Genomic DNA, 19,582 nt, shown 5'->3' with positions numbered 1-19,582 from the left:
AGTTATTAGTCATTAGTCATCAGCTAAAGACTAATGATCAATGACTAATGACTAAAGGAGAAAATTATGGCTATTGATACTACTGAAGTTAAGGCGATCGCTCGTTATATACGCATTTCTCCCTACAAAGTGCGTCGTGTCCTCGACCAAATTAGAGGGCGTTCTTACCGAGAAGCACTAATTATATTGGAATTCATGCCCTATAGAGCTTGTGAACCAATATTGAAGCTTCTCAGAAGTGCCGCCGCTAATGCCGAGCATAATGCTGGTTTAGACCGGACAAATCTGGTAATTACTCAGGCTTATGCCAATCAAGGTCCAGTGCTAAAACGGTTTCAACCCAGAGCGCAAGGGCGAGCTTACCAAATTCGCAAGCCAACGTGTCATATCACTGTGGCTGTAGCTGATGCTACTGCTGAATAATTATCAGACCCGAAAAATTGCGTAAAGTTAGAAATTTTAGAGGAAGCATTTGTGGGACAGAAAATTCATCCAGTTGGTTTTCGCCTGGGTATTACAAGAGAGCATCAATCCCGTTGGTTCGCAGTTCCTGAACGCTATCCCGAACTTTTACAAGAAGACTACAAACTGCGTCAGTATATAGAACAAAAGCTGGGTAAATTAGCTCAAAACAACGCCGGAATTTCTGAAGTCAGAATTGAGCGTAAAGCCGACCAAATTGACTTAGAAGTACGTACAGCTAGACCTGGTGTAGTGGTTGGTCGTGGTGGACAAGGCATTGAATCACTACGTCTGGGACTACAAGAAGTCCTGGGTGGCAATCGCCAAATTCGGATTAACGTAGTTGAAGTTCAAAAAGTTGATGCTGATGCCTCCCTGATTGGCGAATACATCGCTCAACAGTTAGAACGACGTGTTTCATTTCGGCGGGTAGTACGACAAGCCATTCAACGCGCTCAACGTGCTGGTGTTCAAGGCATTAAAATTCAAGTCAGTGGTCGGCTCAACGGTGCAGAAATTGCCCGGACAGAGTGGACTCGTGAAGGTAGAGTACCTTTACATACCTTACGAGCTGATATTGATTACGCTTACTGCACAGCCAAAACAATTTACGGGATTTTGGGCATCAAAGTATGGGTGTTCAAGGGAGAAATTATCCCAGGACAGGAAGAAACTCCAGCCCCACCCAGTACACGCGATCGCGAACGTGAACCTCGTCGTCGTCAACAACAACGTCGCCGTCAGCAATTTGAAGACCGTTCTAATGAAGGATAGTCATGAGTCCTTAGTCGTTAGTCCTTAGCAATGACCAATGACCAATGACCAATGACCAATGACCAATGACAAATGACGAACCATGTTAAGTCCTAGAAGAACTAAATTCCGTAAACAACAGCGCGGACGGATGCAAGGCCTAGCTACCCGTGGCTGCAACATTGATTTTGGTGATTTTGCCCTCCAAGCTCAAGAACCATCTTGGATTACTGCCCGGCAAATTGAGGCCTCCCGTCGAGCAATGACCCGTTACATTCGCCGGGGTGGAAAAATCTGGATTCGGATTTTCCCAGATAAACCGATAACTATGCGCCCAGCCGAAACCCGGATGGGTTCTGGTAAAGGTTCTCCAGAGTTTTGGGTAGCTGTAGTCAAGCCAGGACGCATTATGTTTGAAATCGCTGGCGTTTCCGAAGAAATCGCTCGTGAAGCGATGCGTTTAGCTGCAAATAAGCTGCCGATTAAAACTAAGTTTATTGTGCGTTCTCAACCAAAGGAGCAGGAGTAGGTTATGCCTCTTCCCAAGATTTCAGAAGCTAGAGAATTCAGCGACGAACAGCTGGTTGAGGAAATTCTCGCTGTAAAAAAACAACTATTTCAGTTGCGCTTGCAAAAAGCTACAAGACAACTAGAAAAGCCTCACCAATTCCGACACGCCCGACATCGCCTATCCCAGTTGCTGACTGTCGAGACTGAGCGCAAACGGGCAGCAAGTCAAACGGCTCAAGAACAACAATAGGAGTTTATGGCAATCAAAGAACGAGTCGGCTTGGTAGTGAGCGACAAAATGCAAAAAACTGTAGTAGTTGCTGTAGAAAATCGCTCTCCCCATCCCAAGTACGGCAAAATCATGGTTAAAACTCGTCGTTATAAAGTTCATGACGAAGAGAATCAATGCAAAGTGGGCGATCGCGTGCGGATTCAAGAAACTAGACCTTTGAGTAAAACCAAACGCTGGCAAGTCAAAGACATCTTGAATACTAAAGCCACAATGTAACCCTGGTTACACGAATAAATCAGGATAAAAGGGAGACTAATTGTGATTCAAACCCAGACTTACCTGAATGTCGCAGATAATAGCGGTGCAAAAAAAATTATGTGCATCCGTGTATTAGGTGGTGGCAACAGACGTTATGGTTTCATCGGCGACAGAATTATCGCCGTTGTTAAAGATGCCATTCCTAACATGGCTGTGAAAAAGTCAGATGTAATCGAAGCAGTGATTGTTCGCACCCGTCATAGCATCCGCCGTGATAGTGGTATGACCATTCGCTTTGACGATAACGCTGCCGTGATCATTAATAAAGATGGTAATCCCAGAGGTACACGGGTTTTTGGCCCAGTTGCCCGCGAATTACGTGAAAAGAGCTTCACTAAAATTGTTTCCCTGGCTCCGGAGGTACTGTAATGGCAAACCGCAAGGAAAAGCCGAAAGTATTCTATAAAATGCACGTCAAAACTGGTGATACCGTGCAAGTAATTGCAGGTAAAGACAAAGGCAAAGTAGGGGAAATAGTCCAAGCACTACCCCAACTGAGCAAAGTCATTATCAAAGGTGTCAACATGAAGACCAAGCACGTAAAACCCCAGCAAGAAGGGGAATCAGGTAAAATCATCACCCAGGAATTTCCCATCCATAGTTCCAACGTGATGCTCTACTCCAGCAAGCAAAACGTCACCAGTCGTGTTTGTTACACCTTCACCGCAGAAGGTAAAAAAGTGAGAATGCTGAAGAAAACAGGCGAAATTCTCAATAACTAGAGATTAGCCAATGTGTGCTACTGTAAACTCTTTACTCAGCACTTAAAAACTCTTCATCATAGAAGGTGAAAAAGTGAGAATGCTGAAAAAACAGGTGAAATCCTCAATAACTAGAGAACTAGCCGATGTGTGCCACTGTAAATTCTTTACTCAGCACTCAGCACTCAGCACTCAGCACTTAAAAAAAGCTTCCCTGACCAAGCCCAGGGATAAGGACAAGAAAGTATGCCGACAACAAGACTCAAAAACTTATACCAAGAGACAATCGTCCCTAAACTGACTAATCAGTTTCAATACACCAACGTACATCAAGTGCCAAAGGTGATAAAAATTACGATTAACCGAGGTTTAGGCGAAGCGGCTCAAAATGCTAAGGCGCTAGAAGCGTCTTTAAACGAAATTGCGGTAATCACTGGTCAAAAACCAGTAGTGACACGGGCGAAAAAGGCGATCGCTGGATTTAAGATCCGTGAGGGAATGCCTGTGGGCATTATGGTCACCCTCAGAGGCGAACGAATGTATGCTTTTCTTGACAGATTAATTAGCTTGTCATTACCCAGAATTAGAGACTTTCGGGGTATTAGTCCGAAAAGTTTTGACGGACGCGGTAACTACACTCTGGGTGTCAGAGAACAGCTAATTTTTCCAGAAGTCGAGTACGACAGTATCGATCAAATCCGTGGTATGGATATTTCCATCATCACAACAGCGAAAAACGACGAAGAGGGTCGCGCCTTACTAAAAGAAATGGGAATGCCCTTTCGCGATCAATAAGTTCATCTAAAGAGGGAACGATGGCGGCTAACGATACAGTTGCAGATATGCTGACGCGCATCCGCAATGCCAACCTGGCAAGACATCAAACAACACAAGTGCCAGCCACAAAAATGACTCGTAGTATTGCCAAAGTACTACAAGAGGAAGGTTTTGTTGCTGAAGTTGCGGAAGCAGGAGACGGGATTAAGCGGAATCTAGTTATTTCCCTGAAATACAAGGGTAAAAATCGTCAGCCTTTAATCACTGCTTTGAAGCGAGTGAGTAGGCCTGGTTTGCGTGTTTACTCTACTAGAAAAGAATTACCAAGGGTACTAGGTGGCATCGGCATTGCCATTATTTCTACATCCAGTGGCATCATGACTGACCGTGAAGCACGTCGTCAGAGCTTGGGTGGCGAAGTACTTTGCTATGTTTGGTAATCTTAGCCCTTCTCTGCGAGACGCTACGCGAGCGACTATGCTCAGGGTAAATCCTTAGCGCTCAGGACTCAAGATAAAGGACAAAAAATCATGTCTCGTATTGGTAAAAGACCAATTACTATTCCCGCCAAAGTGGAAGTGACAATTGATGGCACCAAAGTTTTAGTGAAAGGCCCAAAAGGGGAACTTTCTCGCACTTTGTCTGCTAATGTAATTGTCTCTCAAGAAGGAGAAATATTAAATGTCACCCGTCGTGATGAGACCCGTGTGTCTCGGCAAATGCACGGTCTAAGCCGTACTTTGGTCGCTAACATGGTCGAGGGAGTTTCCCAAGGTTTTAAACGTCGCCTGGAAATTCAAGGTGTAGGTTATCGCGCCCAAGTTCAAGGACGTAACTTAGTTCTGAATATTGGTTACAGCCATCAGGTGCATATTGTGCCACCAGACGGAGTTGATTTTGCTGTAGAAAATAACACTAACGTCATCGTTAGTGGTTATGACAAAGAAATAGTAGGTAACACAGCAGCGAAGATTCGTGCCGTTCGTCCCCCAGAACCCTACAAAGGTAAAGGGATTCGTTATGCGGGTGAAGTGGTCAGACGCAAAGCTGGTAAGACTGGTAAGAGTGGTAAGAAGTAAAAATGAAACTTACTCGTAGAGAATCAAAACAGCGTCGCCATCGGCGCGTTCGTAATAAAGTTCAAGGAACTCAAGAACGTCCGCGTTTGGCTGTGTTTCGTTCTAACGAACACATTTACGCCCAAGTAATTGATGATACTCAGCATCACACATTAGTAGCAGCCTCGACGGTTGAACCAGAGTTGAAATCTAATTCAGCTACAGGTGCTACTTGTGAGGCATCAGCGCAAGTTGGCAAGTTGATAGCAGTGCGATTGTTAGAAAAAGGTATTACCCAAGTAGTCTTTGATCGCGGTGGTAACTTATATCATGGTCGTGTCAAAGCCCTCGCTGATGCCGCCCGCGAAGCTGGTTTAGATTTCTAAAGTCATTAGTCATTGGTCACTAGTCATTGGCTAAGGACAAAAGACAAATGACAAAGGACAAAAGACAACTGACTAATAGAGAGCATTTGATTATGGCAACTGGTCGTCGTAAAGCGAACCGCACAAAAAAAGAAGAAACTACCTGGCAAGAACGAGTCATCCAAATCCGCCGGGTGAGCAAGGTCGTCAAGGGAGGTAAAAAACTTAGCTTCCGGGCGATTGTGGTCGTCGGTAATGAACGTGGTCAAGTTGGTGTCGGAGTAGGCAAAGCCTCAGATGTCATCGGGGCTGTAAAAAAAGGTGTGGCCGATGGCAAAAAACATCTGATTGACATCCCTATGACTAAATCCAACTCCATTCCTCATCCTATTGATGGTGTGGGTGGCGGTGCTAAAGTGATGATGCGCCCTGCTGCACCTGGTACTGGGGTAATTGCTGGTGGTGCTGTTCGGACTGTCCTGGAATTGGCAGGAGTTCGGAATATTTTGGCCAAGCAACTCGGTTCCAACAATCCACTCAACAATGCTAGAGCCGCAGTGAATGCCTTATCTACACTACGTACTCTTTCTGAAGTGGCTGAGGAACGGGGTATTCCTATAGAAAAACTCTACATTTAGTAGCTGTCAAGGGACGCTGAGGCTAGTATTTTTACTCAGCCCTGGCTCAACCCCTGCTAACAGCACTTTCAAGTCAGAGCTTTTGTGTAAACAATTACTAATTACATCATGAGACTCAACGATGTTAAGCCCCAAAAAGGTTCAAAGAAACGTCGCCGCCGCGTAGCTAGGGGTATTTCCGCAGGTCAAGGCGCTAGTGCTGGTTTAGGTATGAGAGGTCAAAAATCTCGTTCTGGTAGCGGTACCAGACCAGGTTTTGAAGGTGGTCAGCAACCATTGTATCGCCGAGTCCCTAAGCTGAAAGGCTTTCCGGTGGTCAATCGGAAAATTTACACTACGATTAATGTAGAGAAACTAGCTTCCCTTCCTGCCAATACAGAGGTAACTTTGACTTCTCTCAGAGAGGCAGGAATTCTAACTGCTGCTAAGGGCCCATTGAAAATTTTGGGCAACGGCGAATTAAATGTATCCCTAAAGGTACAAGCAGCAGCTTTCACAGGACAAGCTCGTAGCAAAATTGAAGCAGCTGGTGGTAGTTGCGAAGTCTTATAAGTGAGCCAGAAAAGCGCACTTTGCAATTCTTATCGCTGCCAGCGCCTGGTTCACTATAGAGGTAGCATTCTATGATCAGTCGAGAAAAAGCCCCAACGGCTCAAGAAACTTTTATGCAGATGGCACAAGCAGCTGGCCTCAGAGGTAGACTGCTTGTCACCGTCGGTATTTTAATTTTGGTTCGCCTCGGTATATTTTTGCCAGTACCTGGTCTTGATAGAGCTAGGTTTGCTGAAGCAATAGCTGGTAATAATGCCGTCTTCGGTTTATTGGATATATTTTCTGGACGAGGACTTTCCACTTTGGGAATCTTTGCTTTGGGGATTTTACCATTTATTAATGCGTCCATTATTATCCAATTACTCACGGCGGCAATACCATCTTTAGAAAATTTACAGAAAAATGAAGGGGAGCAAGGTCGGCGGAAGATTTCGCAGATCACACGTTACGTAACTGTAGTGTGGGCAACTATTCAAAGTGTGGCTTTTTCGGCAATTTTTCTCAATCAATTTGCTTTGAATCCAGGAATACCATTTGTATTGGAAACAGCGATCGCTCTGACTGCTGGTTCCATGTTTGTTATGTGGGCATCAGAGCTAATTACAGAACGAGGACTTGGTAATGGTGCATCATTGTTGATTTTTGTCAACATCGTAGCTTCGTTACCTAAAGCTTTAGGCGACACCATTGACTTAGTACAAGTCGGCGGTAGAGAAACCATTGGTCGTGTAATCGTTCTCATTTTGGTGTTTCTAGCAACAATTGTGGGAATTGTTTTCGTTCAAGAAGGCATCCGTCGCATCCCGATTATTTCGGCTCGTCGCCAAGTCGGTCGGAGAGTATTGGCAGAACAACGGAGTTATTTACCCTTGCGGCTCAATTCCGGGGGTGTAATGCCGATTATTTTTGCGGCGGCAATTTTGAGTTTGCCACTGTTAATCGCCAATTTTACTAGAAATCCTGAAATAGCCAACATTGTCAATACTTATCTCAGTCCGGGGGGTTCTGGGGCTTGGGTTTATGCTCTGGTCTATTTGGTCTCAATTATTTTCTTCAGTTATTTCTATTCTTCATTGATTGTTAACCCAGTTGATGTCGCACAGAACTTGAAGAAAATGGGGTCTAGTATTCCCGGTATTCGTCCTGGAAAGGCTACGAGTGAGTATCTTGAGCGTGTGATCAATCGACTGACTTTTTTAGGTGCGATATTTTTGGGCTTTGTGGCTATTATCCCCACTGCTGTGGAAAGTGCTTTGGGAGTACCAACCTTTAGAGGATTGGGTGCTACTTCTTTACTAATTCTAGTAGGCGTGGCAATTGATACGGCTAAACAAGTACAAACTTACGTGATATCTCAGCGTTATGAAGGAATGGTGAAACAATAGTGACATTGACTCGATTAATTTTCTTGGGACCCCCTGGATCTGGTAAAGGAACTCAAGCTCAAATTTTGGCTGAAGACTTGAATATTCCCCATATTTCTACAGGGGAGATATTAAGGCGAGCTATGCAAGAGCAAACTCCTTTGGGAATTAAGGCTCAAAGTTATGTCAATAGCGGCGATTTAGTTCCCGATCAGTTAGTGCAGGACTTAGTACAGGAGCGTCTTAGTCAACCAGATGTGAAATCTGGCTGGATTCTTGATGGTTTTCCTCGCAAAGTCACACAAGCAGTTTTTCTGGAGAAATTGCTGGCAGAACTTAATCAGGGCGGTGAAAGGGTAATTAATCTGGATGCACCAGATGATGTTGTGGTAGCACGTTTACTCGATAGAGGACGAAAAGATGATACCGAAACGGTAATTCGTCATCGTCTAGACGTTTACCGGGCTGAAACTGCTCCATTGATTGATTATTACCGCGATAGCGCCAGCGCTGACTTATCAGTTCGCCAAACACTGATCACAGTCAATGGCGATCAGTCCCAAGAAGAAGTCACTAACGAGTTAAAAAAAGTCATCACTCAATAGACTGAGTAGCACTTGTAAAAATCACTATTCACTCCCCAGCACAGACGCGATCAATCGCGTCTACCCCCCTACTGGCAAGATGCGGGACAATTCTAGCTAAGATATATTAATAAACTGTTGATATATTTCTCAAAATATGTTCTTTTGCAGATGAAGTGCTGCAACTGAATAAATAGGAGATTGTTGAATTGAGGAAAAAACAAATTGTCTAAGCAAGATTTGATCGAAATGGAAGGCACTGTCACTGAATCCTTGCCCAATGCGATGTTTCGCGTTGATTTGGACAATGGATTTAATGTCTTGGCACACATTTCCGGTAAGATTCGCCGTAATTACATCAAGATTTTACCTGGCGATCGCGTCAAAGTTGAGTTAACTCCCTACGATCTCTCAAAGGGTAGAATTACTTATAGATTGCGGAAAAAATAGTTATATGTCGAAAATCTTACCATAAAACCATTTGTCTGGGTTCTACCCAGTTACTTAAGTGAATTAATTTCCTTAAAAATGCTATAATTTACTATTTGGAGTCAATTAGAAAAGGCATGAAAGTTCGAGCCTCCGTCAAGAAAATGTGTGAAAAATGTAACGTCATCCGCCGTCGCGGTCGCGTTATGGTGATTTGCGTGAACCCCAAACACAAACAACGCCAAGGCTAACACTCTGACAAATTCAAGAGTGAAAACACAGATTAATCACCATTAAAAGCTACAAAGGCAATGATCACGCCTTTGTCATAGTAACTGCGATAACAATAGGGAGAAATTAATTGTGGCACGTATTTCCGGAGTAGACCTTCCACGCGATAAGCGCGTTGAAATTGGTCTGACTTATATCTACGGAATTGGGTTAACAAGGTCTCTGGAAATTTTAGCCGCTACAGGTGTAAACCCAGATACCCGCGTTAAAGACCTAAGTGATGCTGACGTAGCAGCCCTGCGCGGCGAAATCGAAAGCAACTATCAAGTTGAAGGTGACTTACGGCGCTTAGAAGCCATGAGCATCAAGCGCTTGGTTGATATTGGTTGCTACCGTGGTCGTCGTCACCGCATGGGCTTACCAGTTAGAGGTCAAAGGACTCGCACTAATGCTAGAACCCGTCGTGGGAGAAGGCAAACAGTGGCTGGTAAGAAGAAGGCTCCAGGCAAATAAACTTTCAACACTTGCCCATCCAGGCAAGTTTTACCTTAGATTAACTAAACAAATATGGCAAGACAACCAACTAAAAAAGGCGGGAGCAAAAAGCAGAAGCGCAACGTACCCAACGGGATGGCCTACATCCAGTCTACTTTCAACAATAGCATTGTCACCATTACCGATCAAAATGGCGACGTTATTTCCTGGGCCAGTGCTGGTTCAAGCGGTTTTAAGGGAGCAAAAAAGGGAACTCCCTTTGCAGCACAAACCGCAGCTGAAAGTGCAGCCCGCCGGGCGATGGATCAAGGGATGCGCCAAATTGAAGTGATGGTAAGTGGTCCCGGAGCAGGTAGAGAAACCGCGATTCGGGCAATCCAAGGAGCAGGATTGGAAATTACCTTGATTCGGGACATTACTCCAATTCCTCACAATGGTTGCCGTCCACCCAAGCGTCGCCGAGTTTAAAAGCAACCTGTTTGTTAGCCATTGGGTCTACAAACTGTTTTTCATGGCTTGAGCAAAGAGAAGCAAGTCAGCTCTTCCTATAGGGAGGGCTGCTAAACTTCAGAACAAGCAAAATACAGTAAGTGCTGAGTGCTGAATATAAACCCAGTTTATTGATAGCTCTAAAGCAAATAACACTGTATTTAACATAGCTGATTACAACTAAAAATAATGATTTTCCCTGAAGAGGGTAATCAAAATAGACTGCATTCCAGGCAGTTGAATCTACCTAGCGTAAGCTGGGGAAAAAAAGTAAATTCGAGGCAATTGATTTGCCTGCTAGCAGCACCTTAAAGAAGGGAGGCTAATCCGTGGCGCAGTTTCAAATTGAATGTGTAGAGTCTAATACTGAGGAAAGTCGGAGCCATTACAGTAAATTTGTGCTGGAACCTCTAGAGCGTGGTCAAGGAACAACAGTTGGCAACGCGCTGCGGCGGGTTTTACTGTCGAATCTAGAGGGAACAGCAGTTACAGCAGTGAGAATTGCCGGGGTAAGCCACGAGTTTGCTACAGTTCCGGGTGTGCGGGAAGACGTGCTGGAAATCCTCATGAAAATGAAGGAAGTAATCCTCAGAAGCTATTCTTCTCAACCCCAGATTGGCAGATTACTCGTTAACGGTCCAGCAACAGTCACCGTGGCGCATTTTGATTTGCCCAGTGAAGTAGAAGTTATAGACCAAACTCAGTATGTCGCTACCCTAGCTGAAGGCGGCAAGCTGGAAATGGAATTTCGGATTGAGAAGGGCAAAGGATATCGCACAGTAGAACGAGGACGTGAAGAAGCCACTTCCTTAGACTTCTTGCAAATAGACTCAGTATTTATGCCAGTCCGGAAAGTCAACTACAGTGTTGAAGAATCCCGTGGTGAAAGCTCAATTACCAAAGACAGACTGCTGTTAGAAGTTTGGACAAATGGCAGTATTTCTCCCCAAGAAGCACTATCATCAGCAGCTGGTATTCTGGTAGAGCTATTCAATCCATTGAAAGATATTTCACTGGAACCAACAGAAACAGGCGCTGAAGTCCCCGACGACCCCACAGCCCAAATTCCCATTGAAGAGTTACAGCTTTCTGTGCGGGCTTATAACTGTCTCAAACGCGCACAAGTTAACTCTGTGGCCGACTTATTAGATTTCACTCAAGAAGACTTGTTAGAAATTAAAAACTTTGGTCAGAAGTCAGCAGAAGAGGTAGTTGAAGCCTTACAGCGCCGTTTAGGTATTACTCTGCCCCAAGAAAGAGGCACTAAACACACATAAGTCCAAACTTTTACTCATTCATCGTCCCTTATTATGCGTCACCGTTGTCGAGTTAAAAAACTCAGTAAACCAGCTGACCAACGTCGCGCCCTTTTGCGAGCGTTGACCACAGAGATCATCCGTTATGGTCGAATCACCACAACTTTAATTCGAGCTAAAGTTGTGCGTAGTGAAGTAGATAAAATGATTACCCTAGCCAAAAACGGCTCCTTATCAGCACGTCGAGAAGCTCTGGGTTATATCTATGACAAGCAGCTAGTTCATGCTTTATTTGAACAAGCTCCGACTCGGTATGGCGATCGCCAAGGTGGTTATACCCGCATTTTGCATACCGTTCCGCGTCGGGGAGATCAGGCAAAAATGGCGATCATCGAGCTAGTTTAGTTAATTGGTGATCGGTCATGAGTCATTAGTTCATGACAAAGACAGATCCCAACAGCCAAAATCAGTATGTTAGAAAGCCACCAGCCTACCGAAACCCATCGAGTCGCCCTCGTAATTCAATACGTCGGCACTCATTTTCACGGCTGGCAAAGACAAAAGCAGCATCGTTCAGTTCAAGAAGAAATTGAAACAGCGATCGCCACGGTTCTTGGTTATCATGTGACTCTACATGGTGCGGGGCGAACCGATTCTGGAGTTCATGCAGCTGCTCAAGTAGCCCACTTTGAAGCCACAGGATTAATCCCACCTCACAGGTGGGCATCAATTCTGAATAGCTATCTGCCTCAAGATATACTGATAAAGGCTTCAGCTGCTGTAGATAATCGTTGGCACGCGCGTTTTAGTGCTGCCTATCGCCGATATCGCTACACGATATACACTGAAGATCGGCCGAACTTGTTCGTCAGACCCTTCAGTTGGCATTATTATTATGCACCCCTGGATGAATGCTTAATTCAAGCTGCCCTCCAACCCTTGATGGGGAAGCATCATTTGGCCGCATTTCACCGTGCAGGTTCCAAGCGATCGCATTCTTGGGTAGAAGTGCAAGCAGCACAATGTCATCGTAGTGGGCCATTTCTTCATATTGAAATTCAGGCAAATGGATTTTTGTATGGCATGGTACGGCTGTTAGTAGGGATGCTGGCACAGGTAGGCTCCGGTAAGCTGACACTTGCTGGCTTTACCGAACTCTGGCAAGAAGAACGCCGCGAAGAAGTCAAATACGCTGCCCCTCCCCAGGGTTTGTGTTTGTTAAGAGTAGGCTATCCAGATTTTCCTTTTTCCCCAGAGATTTGGTACGAAACCCTGCCTAAATTGGTCTTTCCTACAGATATTCCTCTGGAATATTCCCAAACAGAAACCGTTTACCTCAATTCCACACCACTCTTGTAAAACGAAACTCTAATGACAACAAAAACATACCTTCCTCCTCAAGCAACCCTTGAGCGTGAGTGGTACGTAGTAGATGCCACTGATAAACGCCTCGGCCGCCTCGCCACCGAAATCGCCATGATTTTGAGAGGCAAAAAGAAAGCCGAATTTACGCCCCACATGGACACAGGTGACTTTGTAATTGTGATCAATGCCGAAAAAGTCGCAGTTACAGGCAAAAAGCGGAGCCAAAAACTTTACCGTCGCCATTCAGGCCGTCCCGGCGGCATGAAAACAGAAACCTTCGCTAAATTGCAACAGCGCCTACCAGAACGGATATTAGAACACGCCGTTAAAGGTATGCTCCCTAAAAATAGTTTGGGTAAGCAGTTATTTACCAAACTCAAAGTCTACGCTGGGCCAACTCATCCCCACGAAGCGCAAAAACCCAAAGAACTAAAAATTAATACAATTCCTGGAGAAGAAAATTAATGGTAGTAGCAGAAAGCAATAGCGGTCGCGCCGTGTACTGGGGTACTGGTCGTCGCAAGTCCGCAGTGGCACGGGTCAGATTGGTTCCCGGAGAAGGTAAATTGACTGTCAATGGTAAGGATGGAGAATTGTACTTTCAATTCAACGCCAACTACTTGGGAGTGATTAGAAACCCTCTAGAAACTCTGGGACTAGAAAACGAATACGATATTTTGGTGAAAGCTGAAGGTGGCGGTTTGACAGGACAAGCTGATTCTATTCGTTTAGGAGTAGCTCGCGCCCTGTGTCAACTAGACCCAGATAATCGTCCACCTTTGAAAACTGAGGGCTACCTAACTCGTGACCCCCGTGCCAAAGAACGGAAAAAATATGGTTTGCACAAAGCCCGGAAAGCTCCTCAGTACTCCAAACGTTAAGTCAATTTGGTTTTGGATTTTGGATTTTAGATTGTAGTCTGATCCAAAATCTCAAACTCCCCAGTGACTTCTAAAAGATATAATTGATATAGGATAACGACAAAAAACATGGCTAAACCTGATATTCATCCCCAGTGGTATCCAGAAGCTAAAGTTTACTGTAACGGTGAAGTTGTCATGACCATTGGCTCCACAAAGCCAGAGTTGCACGTAGACGTTTGGTCTGGAAATCATCCTTTTTATACTGGTACTCAGAAGCTAATTGACACCGAAGGTCGAGTTGAACGCTTCTTACGTAAATACGGTATGAGCAGCACTCAAGCCACAGAAGAAACTCAAGAAAAGTAGCGGGTTGGCTCTGCTGTTAACGACGACCCTGCAACTGCTGGGTCGATTGTCATTTTTTGCCGAGCCAATTTGTTATTTTTAAGGAGCGCATTTTTCATGGCTGAATCATACTTACTAGATAAACTTAAATCCGTTGAACAAACCTTTAATGAATTAACCCGTCGTCTGGCTGATCCTGATACTGCTAGCAATCCTGACGAGTATCAAAAAATTGCCAAGTCTCGTTCATCGTTGGAAGAGGTAGTCAATACCTATGAAACATGGAAGATTGCTACTGAAGAATTAGCAGGGGCGCGTCAGGTACTCAAAGAAGCTAATGGTGATCCAGAGTTGCAAGAAATGGCAGCTTTGGAAGTCCATGAATTAGAAGAAAAACTAGAACATTTAGAAGCTCGTTTGAAGGTGTTGCTGTTACCCCGTGACCCCAACGATGATAAAAACATCATGTTGGAAATTCGCGCTGGTACTGGTGGCGATGAAGCGAGTATTTGGGCTGGAGATTTACTGCGGATGTATTCCCGTTATGCTGAACTCCAGCATTGGAAAGTCAAACTAGTGAGCGAGTCACTGGGAGAAATGGGCGGCTTTAAAGAAGTAATCCTGGAAATTCAGGGTGATAGCGTTTACAGTCAGCTGAAGTTTGAAGCCGGAGTACATCGCGTCCAGCGTGTACCAGCAACTGAAGCTGGGGGACGAGTTCACACTTCTACCGCCACAGTAGCAATTATGCCAGAGGTGGATGATGTGGAAATTCACATTGATCCCAAGGATATTGAAATGAGTACAGCTCGTTCCGGTGGTGCGGGTGGACAAAACGTTAACAAAGTGGAAACGGCTGCTGACTTGTTCCACAAACCCACAGGTATCCGCATTTTCTGTACAGAAGAACGTAGCCAGTTGCAAAACAAAGAACGGGCGATGCAAATTTTGCGGGCGAAACTGTACGAAATGAAGTTAGCCGAACAACAAGACGCTGTAACTTCCATGAGGCGATCGCAAGTTGGTACAGGATCACGATCAGAAAAAATCCGTACCTACAATTATAAAGATAACCGCGTTACAGACCACCGTCTAGGACAGAATTATTCTCTTAATCCTGTCTTAGAAGGCGAATTAGAAACGGTGATTCAATCTTGTATCTCTCAAGACCAGCAAGAACGTTTAGCAGAGTTAGCAGCTTCTACGTCTAACTAATTTCTCCTGTTAAACTTCCTGGAAAACCGCTAGTTGTTCAGTAGCTTTCAATACACACAAGCGGTTTTCTAATGCGCTGCTGAGTGCGTCTTCCATTTCACTAAGATAATGGTAATATGCAAACTCGTACTGGATGACGTAATTTAACTTCTTCCATTCTTTGAGGGTTTGGCAGCAGTAAATCAATTTTTCCACATCTGTTTGCCAACGTGCAAAAATCCGATAGCTGAAAAAGCTGCTGCATACATTATCTTTTGCATCCCAGTAAGAAATACACACCTGATGCTTGAGACAGCGAATTTTTTTAATTTGCTTAACGTCGTAGCCTTTAACTTTCAGAGCTTCTTTAACTTCTGTATCTGAAATGTGCCATTGATCTGGTTTAATCTTATTAGAGGCGATGAGGTTTCGACCTTGACGGCGATATTTTTGAACTTTACGTAGACGGCGGAACATGATGCACCCTTGATTTGATTGGCAGCAACGCTGAAAAGTCTAGTTGCGTGATTCTTTCCAGGTTTTAATGCAAATTGCTACTTTGTAATTATCTAAAAATATCAGCAACAACAAACATTGTCAAGATAAAAGTAAAATTTCAATAATTGCTGACTAAACTTGTAAATAAAGTTGGCTAGCTATATAAGCAGTGAAAATTGAAAGCAGAGAAAAACTTGTAGAAATCATCAAATTAGCTCGTGGTTCCATGAGTCAACGAGCCTTTGGCAAACTGTTGGGAGTTTCTGCCACTGCTGTTCAGTTGTGGGAAAAAGGTGTGAATGTGCCAGATACGGAATATTTGGCGAAAATAGCAGCAAGAGCAGGCTATACACTACAAGAGTTACTCACCTGCTTAAATGGCGAGCCAATCCAAGAAATTTCCGATTTAAATTTGATTTTGAGACAAATCAAGTATATGCCTCTGAGTCAAGTGGCTGAGATTGTGCGCGCTGCGGCGGATAGATTAGCAACTGTGGCGGAAACATCTGAGGATGAGGCCAAGGCTAGTTAGGGACTGACAATTAAAAAAATATTCCATTGGTGAGGTAGGCAGGGGAGCAGGGAGCAGGGAGCAGGGGGGATAAAGAACAAATATGGTCTGATAAAGTGGGGCAATTTATTTTCTGGAAATCCCTTAATTTGCAGTAGGGTAGCCAGCAGAAAATATGATCAATTGTTAGTATTTTTGAATTGATAAGATTCAACTCTATGAATATGGATGAACCTTGTTTGTATGACCAAGACTTCTATGGATGGACACAGCAACAGGCTAAAGCTTTGGAGCAAAAGTTGGTCTTAGAATTAGACTGGCAAAATCTGCGAGAGGAAATTCAAGCTTTGGGACGACAGGAGTATCGAGAATTAGTTAGTCGTCTGAGTGTATTAATCGGTCATCTGTTGAAGTGGGAATATCAACCAGAAGAACGCTCTCGGAGTTGGTTTTTAACAATTCGAGAACAGCGTCGCGCTATCCATAGGCATTTGCGACAAAACCCCAGTTTAAAGTCTCGCATAGAAGCAGCCTTGTTAGATGGCTTTGAAGCGGGAGTTGATTTAGCACTCAGAGAAACTAACTTGCCTTTACGAACTTTTCCAGAGCTTTGCCCCTATTTATTTGATGATGTTATGGCAGAGAATTTTCTTTGTGATACTGGTCAGGACTGGGAGTAATTCGTAGTTCGTAATTCGTAATTCGTAATTAAAATATTTTTCCCCATTGGTCTTGATTAATCTTTAACATAGGTATTGCTAAAGGTACTTAGGGCAATTCCCAATTCAATATGGCAGCAGCGACACCTGAAAGTCTGAATAAGTTTGTGAGTTTTTGTCAGCAGCACATCAAGGGACAGGAAAGGAAGGAAGCGCAAACGTTTTTAGACCGCTTTTTTAGGGCTTTTGGGCATGAGGGAGCGCTGGAAGCTGGGGCGAGTTATGAGGAAGCGATAAAAAAGAGCAGCAAGACAGGTAAAACGGGTTTTGCTGATTTGGTTTGGAAACCCCGCGTTTTGATTGAGATGAAGAAGCGGGGGGAGGATTTGAGTAAGCATTATTCCCAGGCTTTTGATTATTGGACAAGGTTAGTACCAGACCGTCCGCGTTATGTTTTGCTGTGCAATTTTGATGAGTTTTGGATTTTTGACTTTGATATTCAGCTAGATACACCTGTAGATAAAATATCCCTGGAGCAACTGCCAGAAAGGGCGGGAGCTTTTGCGTTTATGGAGTTTGGGAATAAAACTCCTATTTTCAATAATAACCAGGTGGAGGTGACAGAACGAGCGGCACGTCGCATGGGTGAGTTGCTGCTGGAACTGGAAAAGCGGGGAATTGAGAAGTTGACAGCGCAGCGCTTTATTTTGCAATGCGTGCTGGCGATGTTTGCTGAAGATAGGCAACTTTTACCCCGTGATATGTTTATTTCCTGTGTTCAGGATTGCATGGCTGGGGCGAGTTCTTATGATGTTTTGGGTGGTTTATTTCGGGAAATGAATCTGCAAGGAAAAACGCCAGCCGGACGTTATCAAGGTGTAGATTATTTCAATGGTGGTTTATTTTCTCAGATTCAAGCGATTGAGTTGACAAGGGAAGAATTAAATTTTTTGGATGTCTCAGCTAAGGAGAATTGGAGTCAGGTACGTCCGGCTATTTTTGGGAATTTATTTGAAGGGACGGTAGATAAAAAAGAGCGTCACGCCAAGGGTATTCATTACACTTCGGAAGCGGACATTATGAAAATTGTTCGTCCCACAATTAGCCGTTATTGGGAAGATAGAATTGATGGGGCTGGCTCAATTAAGGAACTCTCTCAACTACAATTAGAATTACAAAGTTATCGCGTACTTGACCCGGCTTGTGGTTCTGGTAATTTTCTCTATATAGCGTATCAGGAACTGAAAAGAATTGAAAGTTTGCTATTAGAGAAGTTACAAGAGCGTGGAAAATCAAAAGATAAGCAAATGCTGATGGGTTTAGTGACTCCTCTGCAATTTTATGGAATGGATACGAATCCCTTTGCGGTGGAATTAGCGCGGGTTACTTTGATGATTGCGCGGAAAATTGCAATTGATAATTTACAATTAACTGAGCCTCCCTTACCTTTGGATTCTTTGGATAAAAATATTGTTTGTCAGGATGCTTTATTTAGTGAATGGCCAAAGGCTAATGCAATTATTGGTAATCCGCCCTTTTTAGGTGGTAAAAAACTGAGACTTGAATTAGGAGATGAAACCACAGATAAAATATATAAAGCCTTCCCTGATATAAAAGGACAACCAGATTTTTGTGTGTTTTGGTTTAGAAAAAGCCATGATTATCTTGATGAAAAAGGTCGTGCTGGTTTAGTGGGAACAAATTCTATTGCTCAGGTTTCAGGTAGAAAAGCAAGTCTAGATTACATTGTTAGTAATGGTGGGATTATTCATGATGCAATTTCTACTCAAGAATGGTCTGGAGATGCGGCTGTTCATGTGAGTATTGTTAATTGGGCAAAAGAAAAAGCAAAACAAAACTTTTTAGATAATATTGAAGTTGCCTTTATTCACTCATCATTAAAAAGTGAGACATCAGTTACAGATGCTGTCAAACTAAAAGCCAATAAGAATTTTTCTTTTGAGTCTTGTGCGCTTGGTGGTAAAGGTTTTATAATATCTGAGCAAGAAGCGAAAGAATGGATTGCTCAATATTCTAAAAATCAAGAAGTTTTGAAACCAATGGCTGATGGTAAAACTTTAATTAATCCTTGTCAAAAGCTAGACTGGGTAATTGATTTTAACGATATGTCAATTGAGCAAGCATCTGAGTATGAATTACCTTTAAAAAGAGTTAAAGAGAAAGTTAAGCCCCAAAAAGACATTAATCGCAGCAATCTTTCTCAAACTTACTGGTGGAGATTTCGTCGATACAGCCCTGCAATGAGAAAAGCATTAAAAAGCTTAGAATGCTATTTTGCTATACCAAAAATTTCTAAATGGGTAGTTTTTATCCCTGTGGATATTTCTATATTGCCATGTGAAGCTAATATGGTAATTGCATCAGATGATTTTTACATTCTGGGTATTCTCACATCTAAAATTCATCGCCTTTGGGTAAAAGCTCAAAGTTCAACTTTAAAGGGTGATACTCGCTACACTAATACAACCTGCTTTGAAACCTTTCCCTTTCCCCAAACACCCGACGCTAAATTAGTCCAACAAATTCGTGCCAAAGCTGAAGAACTCCATCAATATCGCACTCAGCAAATGGAGTCGAAACAGTGGGGAATAACCACACTATATAATAAATTCTTTAATGAACCCAGCAGCCAACTTTATAAACTGCATGAACAGTTAGATAAATTGGTAATGCAAGCCTATAACTTTAAAACTAAAGATGATATTTTAGAAAAACTGCTGACGTTGAATTTAGAATTAGCCGAGAAAGAAAAACAAGGTGAAACCGTCATTGGTCCTTGGACACCTTAAAATATAAGAGAGTCTCACGCAGAGGCGCAGAGGCGCTGAGGTGAGGATTTAAGCTTTCTCTAACCTCAGCGTACCTTTGCGTTAACCTCAGCGCCCCTCTGCGTTAAAAATTCCATCCTCATG

At 43.5% G+C, this 19,582-nt stretch carries 30 protein-coding genes; 29 read left to right on the top strand and 1 reads right to left on the bottom strand.

Annotated features, from left to right (window positions below; genetic code table 11):
• Positions 1 to 66: 66 nt before the first annotated feature.
• From rplV to prfA, 26 genes are all read left to right on the top strand, one after another.
• Positions 67 to 423 (top strand): 50S ribosomal protein L22, encoded by a 357-nt coding sequence (gene rplV, locus VB654_RS18055; protein WP_194001761.1) that lies wholly within the window; start codon positions 67 to 69, stop codon positions 421 to 423.
• Positions 424 to 474: 51 nt separating this feature from the next.
• Positions 475 to 1,236, top strand: a complete 762-nt coding sequence (rpsC, locus tag VB654_RS18050; RefSeq protein ID WP_323215186.1) for a 30S ribosomal protein S3 — start codon at positions 475 to 477, stop codon at positions 1,234 to 1,236.
• Between the two features lie 82 nt (positions 1,237 to 1,318).
• On the top strand, positions 1,319 to 1,744 hold the full coding sequence (gene rplP / locus VB654_RS18045; protein ID WP_323215185.1) for a 50S ribosomal protein L16: 426 nt from the start codon (positions 1,319 to 1,321) through the stop codon (positions 1,742 to 1,744).
• Positions 1,745 to 1,747: 3 nt separating this feature from the next.
• Positions 1,748 to 1,975: a 50S ribosomal protein L29 gene (rpmC, locus tag VB654_RS18040; protein WP_323215184.1), complete on the top strand. Its 228-nt coding sequence runs from the start codon at positions 1,748 to 1,750 to the stop codon at positions 1,973 to 1,975.
• Positions 1,976 to 1,981: 6 nt separating this feature from the next.
• Positions 1,982 to 2,233 (top strand): 30S ribosomal protein S17, encoded by a 252-nt coding sequence (gene rpsQ / locus VB654_RS18035; protein WP_063873745.1) that lies wholly within the window; start codon positions 1,982 to 1,984, stop codon positions 2,231 to 2,233.
• 42 nt (positions 2,234 to 2,275) lie between these two features.
• Positions 2,276 to 2,644, top strand: coding sequence for a 50S ribosomal protein L14 (rplN, locus tag VB654_RS18030; RefSeq protein WP_006196734.1), 369 nt, complete (start codon positions 2,276 to 2,278; stop codon positions 2,642 to 2,644).
• The gene (gene rplX, locus VB654_RS18025) at positions 2,644 to 2,997 is read left to right on the top strand and encodes a 50S ribosomal protein L24 (RefSeq protein WP_323215183.1); all 354 of its coding nucleotides are present in this window, start codon (positions 2,644 to 2,646) and stop codon (positions 2,995 to 2,997) included. Before rplN ends, rplX begins: the two co-directional genes overlap by 1 nt.
• Positions 2,998 to 3,222: 225 nt before the next feature.
• Entirely contained in the window at positions 3,223 to 3,771 is a 549-nt protein-coding gene (gene rplE, locus VB654_RS18020; RefSeq protein WP_323215182.1) for a 50S ribosomal protein L5, read from the top strand.
• Positions 3,772 to 3,791: 20 nt separating this feature from the next.
• Positions 3,792 to 4,193 carry a 30S ribosomal protein S8 gene (gene rpsH, locus VB654_RS18015; protein WP_323215181.1) on the top strand — a complete coding sequence of 134 codons (402 nt, stop codon included), beginning with the start codon at positions 3,792 to 3,794 and terminating at the stop codon, positions 4,191 to 4,193.
• Between the two features lie 90 nt (positions 4,194 to 4,283).
• A complete protein-coding gene (gene rplF, locus VB654_RS18010; RefSeq protein WP_323215180.1) occupies positions 4,284 to 4,832 on the top strand; it encodes a 50S ribosomal protein L6 in 549 nt (182 codons plus the stop codon).
• A 2-nt stretch (positions 4,833 to 4,834) separates the two neighbouring features.
• Positions 4,835 to 5,197 (top strand): 50S ribosomal protein L18, encoded by a 363-nt coding sequence (rplR, locus tag VB654_RS18005; protein ID WP_323215179.1) that lies wholly within the window; start codon positions 4,835 to 4,837, stop codon positions 5,195 to 5,197.
• A 92-nt stretch (positions 5,198 to 5,289) separates the two neighbouring features.
• Positions 5,290 to 5,814 (top strand): 30S ribosomal protein S5, encoded by a 525-nt coding sequence (rpsE, locus tag VB654_RS18000; RefSeq protein WP_323215219.1) that lies wholly within the window; start codon positions 5,290 to 5,292, stop codon positions 5,812 to 5,814.
• A gap of 108 nt (positions 5,815 to 5,922) precedes the next feature.
• Positions 5,923 to 6,366, top strand: a complete 444-nt coding sequence (gene rplO, locus VB654_RS17995; RefSeq protein WP_323197315.1) for a 50S ribosomal protein L15 — start codon at positions 5,923 to 5,925, stop codon at positions 6,364 to 6,366.
• Positions 6,367 to 6,437: 71 nt separating this feature from the next.
• The gene (gene secY / locus VB654_RS17990; RefSeq protein WP_323215178.1) at positions 6,438 to 7,751 is read left to right on the top strand and encodes a preprotein translocase subunit SecY; all 1,314 of its coding nucleotides are present in this window, start codon (positions 6,438 to 6,440) and stop codon (positions 7,749 to 7,751) included.
• A 5-nt stretch (positions 7,752 to 7,756) separates the two neighbouring features.
• Positions 7,757 to 8,335: an adenylate kinase gene (locus tag VB654_RS17985; RefSeq protein WP_323215218.1), complete on the top strand. Its 579-nt coding sequence runs from the start codon at positions 7,757 to 7,759 to the stop codon at positions 8,333 to 8,335.
• A 204-nt stretch (positions 8,336 to 8,539) separates the two neighbouring features.
• The gene (infA, locus tag VB654_RS17980; RefSeq protein WP_006196724.1) at positions 8,540 to 8,764 is read left to right on the top strand and encodes a translation initiation factor IF-1; all 225 of its coding nucleotides are present in this window, start codon (positions 8,540 to 8,542) and stop codon (positions 8,762 to 8,764) included.
• Positions 8,765 to 8,880: 116 nt separating this feature from the next.
• Complete coding sequence (rpmJ, locus tag VB654_RS17975; protein ID WP_006196723.1) at positions 8,881 to 8,994, top strand: 50S ribosomal protein L36; 114 nt, start codon at positions 8,881 to 8,883, stop codon at positions 8,992 to 8,994.
• 112 nt (positions 8,995 to 9,106) lie between these two features.
• The gene (gene rpsM, locus VB654_RS17970; protein ID WP_063873734.1) at positions 9,107 to 9,487 is read left to right on the top strand and encodes a 30S ribosomal protein S13; all 381 of its coding nucleotides are present in this window, start codon (positions 9,107 to 9,109) and stop codon (positions 9,485 to 9,487) included.
• 54 nt (positions 9,488 to 9,541) lie between these two features.
• Positions 9,542 to 9,937, top strand: a complete 396-nt coding sequence (gene rpsK / locus VB654_RS17965) for a 30S ribosomal protein S11 (protein ID WP_006196721.1) — start codon at positions 9,542 to 9,544, stop codon at positions 9,935 to 9,937.
• Between the two features lie 350 nt (positions 9,938 to 10,287).
• The gene (locus VB654_RS17960) at positions 10,288 to 11,235 is read left to right on the top strand and encodes a DNA-directed RNA polymerase subunit alpha (protein WP_194001737.1); all 948 of its coding nucleotides are present in this window, start codon (positions 10,288 to 10,290) and stop codon (positions 11,233 to 11,235) included.
• Positions 11,236 to 11,268: 33 nt separating this feature from the next.
• Entirely contained in the window at positions 11,269 to 11,619 is a 351-nt protein-coding gene (gene rplQ / locus VB654_RS17955) for a 50S ribosomal protein L17 (RefSeq protein WP_323215177.1), read from the top strand.
• A gap of 66 nt (positions 11,620 to 11,685) precedes the next feature.
• Positions 11,686 to 12,573 (top strand): tRNA pseudouridine(38-40) synthase TruA, encoded by an 888-nt coding sequence (gene truA / locus VB654_RS17950; RefSeq protein WP_323215176.1) that lies wholly within the window; start codon positions 11,686 to 11,688, stop codon positions 12,571 to 12,573.
• Positions 12,574 to 12,585: 12 nt separating this feature from the next.
• On the top strand, positions 12,586 to 13,044 hold the full coding sequence (rplM, locus tag VB654_RS17945) for a 50S ribosomal protein L13 (protein ID WP_323215175.1): 459 nt from the start codon (positions 12,586 to 12,588) through the stop codon (positions 13,042 to 13,044).
• A complete protein-coding gene (gene rpsI, locus VB654_RS17940; protein ID WP_323215174.1) occupies positions 13,044 to 13,460 on the top strand; it encodes a 30S ribosomal protein S9 in 417 nt (138 codons plus the stop codon). The genes rplM and rpsI overlap by 1 nt, the downstream gene beginning before the upstream one ends.
• A gap of 108 nt (positions 13,461 to 13,568) precedes the next feature.
• Positions 13,569 to 13,808, top strand: a complete 240-nt coding sequence (gene rpmE, locus VB654_RS17935; RefSeq protein WP_323215173.1) for a 50S ribosomal protein L31 — start codon at positions 13,569 to 13,571, stop codon at positions 13,806 to 13,808.
• A 96-nt stretch (positions 13,809 to 13,904) separates the two neighbouring features.
• Positions 13,905 to 15,002 (top strand): peptide chain release factor 1, encoded by a 1,098-nt coding sequence (gene prfA / locus VB654_RS17930; protein WP_323215172.1) that lies wholly within the window; start codon positions 13,905 to 13,907, stop codon positions 15,000 to 15,002.
• A 9-nt stretch (positions 15,003 to 15,011) separates the two neighbouring features.
• On the opposite strand, the gene VB654_RS17925 is transcribed toward prfA, so the two are convergent.
• Positions 15,012 to 15,458 carry a hypothetical protein gene (locus VB654_RS17925; protein ID WP_323215171.1) on the bottom strand — a complete coding sequence of 149 codons (447 nt, stop codon included), beginning with the start codon at positions 15,456 to 15,458 and terminating at the stop codon, positions 15,012 to 15,014.
• Between the two features lie 190 nt (positions 15,459 to 15,648).
• On the opposite strand from VB654_RS17925, the gene VB654_RS17920 reads away from it, so the two are divergent.
• The 3 genes from VB654_RS17920 (at position 15,649) to VB654_RS17910 (ending at position 19,459) form a co-directional block, all read left to right on the top strand.
• A complete protein-coding gene (locus VB654_RS17920; protein ID WP_323215170.1) occupies positions 15,649 to 16,011 on the top strand; it encodes a helix-turn-helix transcriptional regulator in 363 nt (120 codons plus the stop codon).
• Positions 16,012 to 16,214: 203 nt separating this feature from the next.
• Positions 16,215 to 16,670, top strand: a complete 456-nt coding sequence (locus VB654_RS17915) for a DUF29 domain-containing protein (RefSeq protein WP_323215217.1) — start codon at positions 16,215 to 16,217, stop codon at positions 16,668 to 16,670.
• Positions 16,671 to 16,780: 110 nt separating this feature from the next.
• Positions 16,781 to 19,459 carry a DNA methyltransferase gene (locus VB654_RS17910; protein WP_323215169.1) on the top strand — a complete coding sequence of 893 codons (2,679 nt, stop codon included), beginning with the start codon at positions 16,781 to 16,783 and terminating at the stop codon, positions 19,457 to 19,459.
• Positions 19,460 to 19,582 lie beyond the last annotated feature (123 nt).

It is taken from the genome of Nodularia sp. UHCC 0506 (assembly GCF_034931045.1).
Classification (GTDB): Bacteria; Cyanobacteriota; Cyanobacteriia; order Cyanobacteriales; family Nostocaceae; genus Nodularia.
Note: the sequence above shows the minus strand (reverse complement) of the source record. Positions and strands in the feature narration are given on the sequence as shown.

Bases quoted from the DNA above. Each gene is read 5' to 3' on its own strand.
- rplV (WP_194001761.1), top strand. From the start codon at position 67: ATGGCTATTGATACTACTGAAGTTAAGGCGATCGCTCGTTATATACGC.
- rplP (WP_323215185.1), top strand. From the start codon at position 1,319: ATGTTAAGTCCTAGAAGAACTAAATTCCGTAAACAACAGCGCGGACGG.
- rpmC (WP_323215184.1), top strand. From the start codon at position 1,748: ATGCCTCTTCCCAAGATTTCAGAAGCTAGAGAATTCAGCGACGAACAG.
- rpsQ (WP_063873745.1), top strand. From the start codon at position 1,982: ATGGCAATCAAAGAACGAGTCGGCTTGGTAGTGAGCGACAAAATGCAA.
- rplX (WP_323215183.1), top strand. From the start codon at position 2,644: ATGGCAAACCGCAAGGAAAAGCCGAAAGTATTCTATAAAATGCACGTC.
- rplE (WP_323215182.1), top strand. From the start codon at position 3,223: ATGCCGACAACAAGACTCAAAAACTTATACCAAGAGACAATCGTCCCT.
- rpsH (WP_323215181.1), top strand. From the start codon at position 3,792: ATGGCGGCTAACGATACAGTTGCAGATATGCTGACGCGCATCCGCAAT.
- rplF (WP_323215180.1), top strand. From the start codon at position 4,284: ATGTCTCGTATTGGTAAAAGACCAATTACTATTCCCGCCAAAGTGGAA.
- rplR (WP_323215179.1), top strand. From the start codon at position 4,835: ATGAAACTTACTCGTAGAGAATCAAAACAGCGTCGCCATCGGCGCGTT.
- rpsE (WP_323215219.1), top strand. From the start codon at position 5,290: ATGGCAACTGGTCGTCGTAAAGCGAACCGCACAAAAAAAGAAGAAACT.
- rplO (WP_323197315.1), top strand. From the start codon at position 5,923: ATGAGACTCAACGATGTTAAGCCCCAAAAAGGTTCAAAGAAACGTCGC.
- secY (WP_323215178.1), top strand. From the start codon at position 6,438: ATGATCAGTCGAGAAAAAGCCCCAACGGCTCAAGAAACTTTTATGCAG.
- rpmJ (WP_006196723.1), top strand. From the start codon at position 8,881: ATGAAAGTTCGAGCCTCCGTCAAGAAAATGTGTGAAAAATGTAACGTC.
- rpsK (WP_006196721.1), top strand. From the start codon at position 9,542: ATGGCAAGACAACCAACTAAAAAAGGCGGGAGCAAAAAGCAGAAGCGC.
- rplQ (WP_323215177.1), top strand. From the start codon at position 11,269: ATGCGTCACCGTTGTCGAGTTAAAAAACTCAGTAAACCAGCTGACCAA.
- truA (WP_323215176.1), top strand. From the start codon at position 11,686: ATGTTAGAAAGCCACCAGCCTACCGAAACCCATCGAGTCGCCCTCGTA.
- rplM (WP_323215175.1), top strand. From the start codon at position 12,586: ATGACAACAAAAACATACCTTCCTCCTCAAGCAACCCTTGAGCGTGAG.
- rpsI (WP_323215174.1), top strand. From the start codon at position 13,044: ATGGTAGTAGCAGAAAGCAATAGCGGTCGCGCCGTGTACTGGGGTACT.
- rpmE (WP_323215173.1), top strand. From the start codon at position 13,569: ATGGCTAAACCTGATATTCATCCCCAGTGGTATCCAGAAGCTAAAGTT.
- prfA (WP_323215172.1), top strand. From the start codon at position 13,905: ATGGCTGAATCATACTTACTAGATAAACTTAAATCCGTTGAACAAACC.
- VB654_RS17925 (WP_323215171.1), bottom strand. From the start codon at position 15,458: ATGTTCCGCCGTCTACGTAAAGTTCAAAAATATCGCCGTCAAGGTCGA.
- VB654_RS17915 (WP_323215217.1), top strand. From the start codon at position 16,215: ATGGATGAACCTTGTTTGTATGACCAAGACTTCTATGGATGGACACAG.
- VB654_RS17910 (WP_323215169.1), top strand. From the start codon at position 16,781: ATGGCAGCAGCGACACCTGAAAGTCTGAATAAGTTTGTGAGTTTTTGT.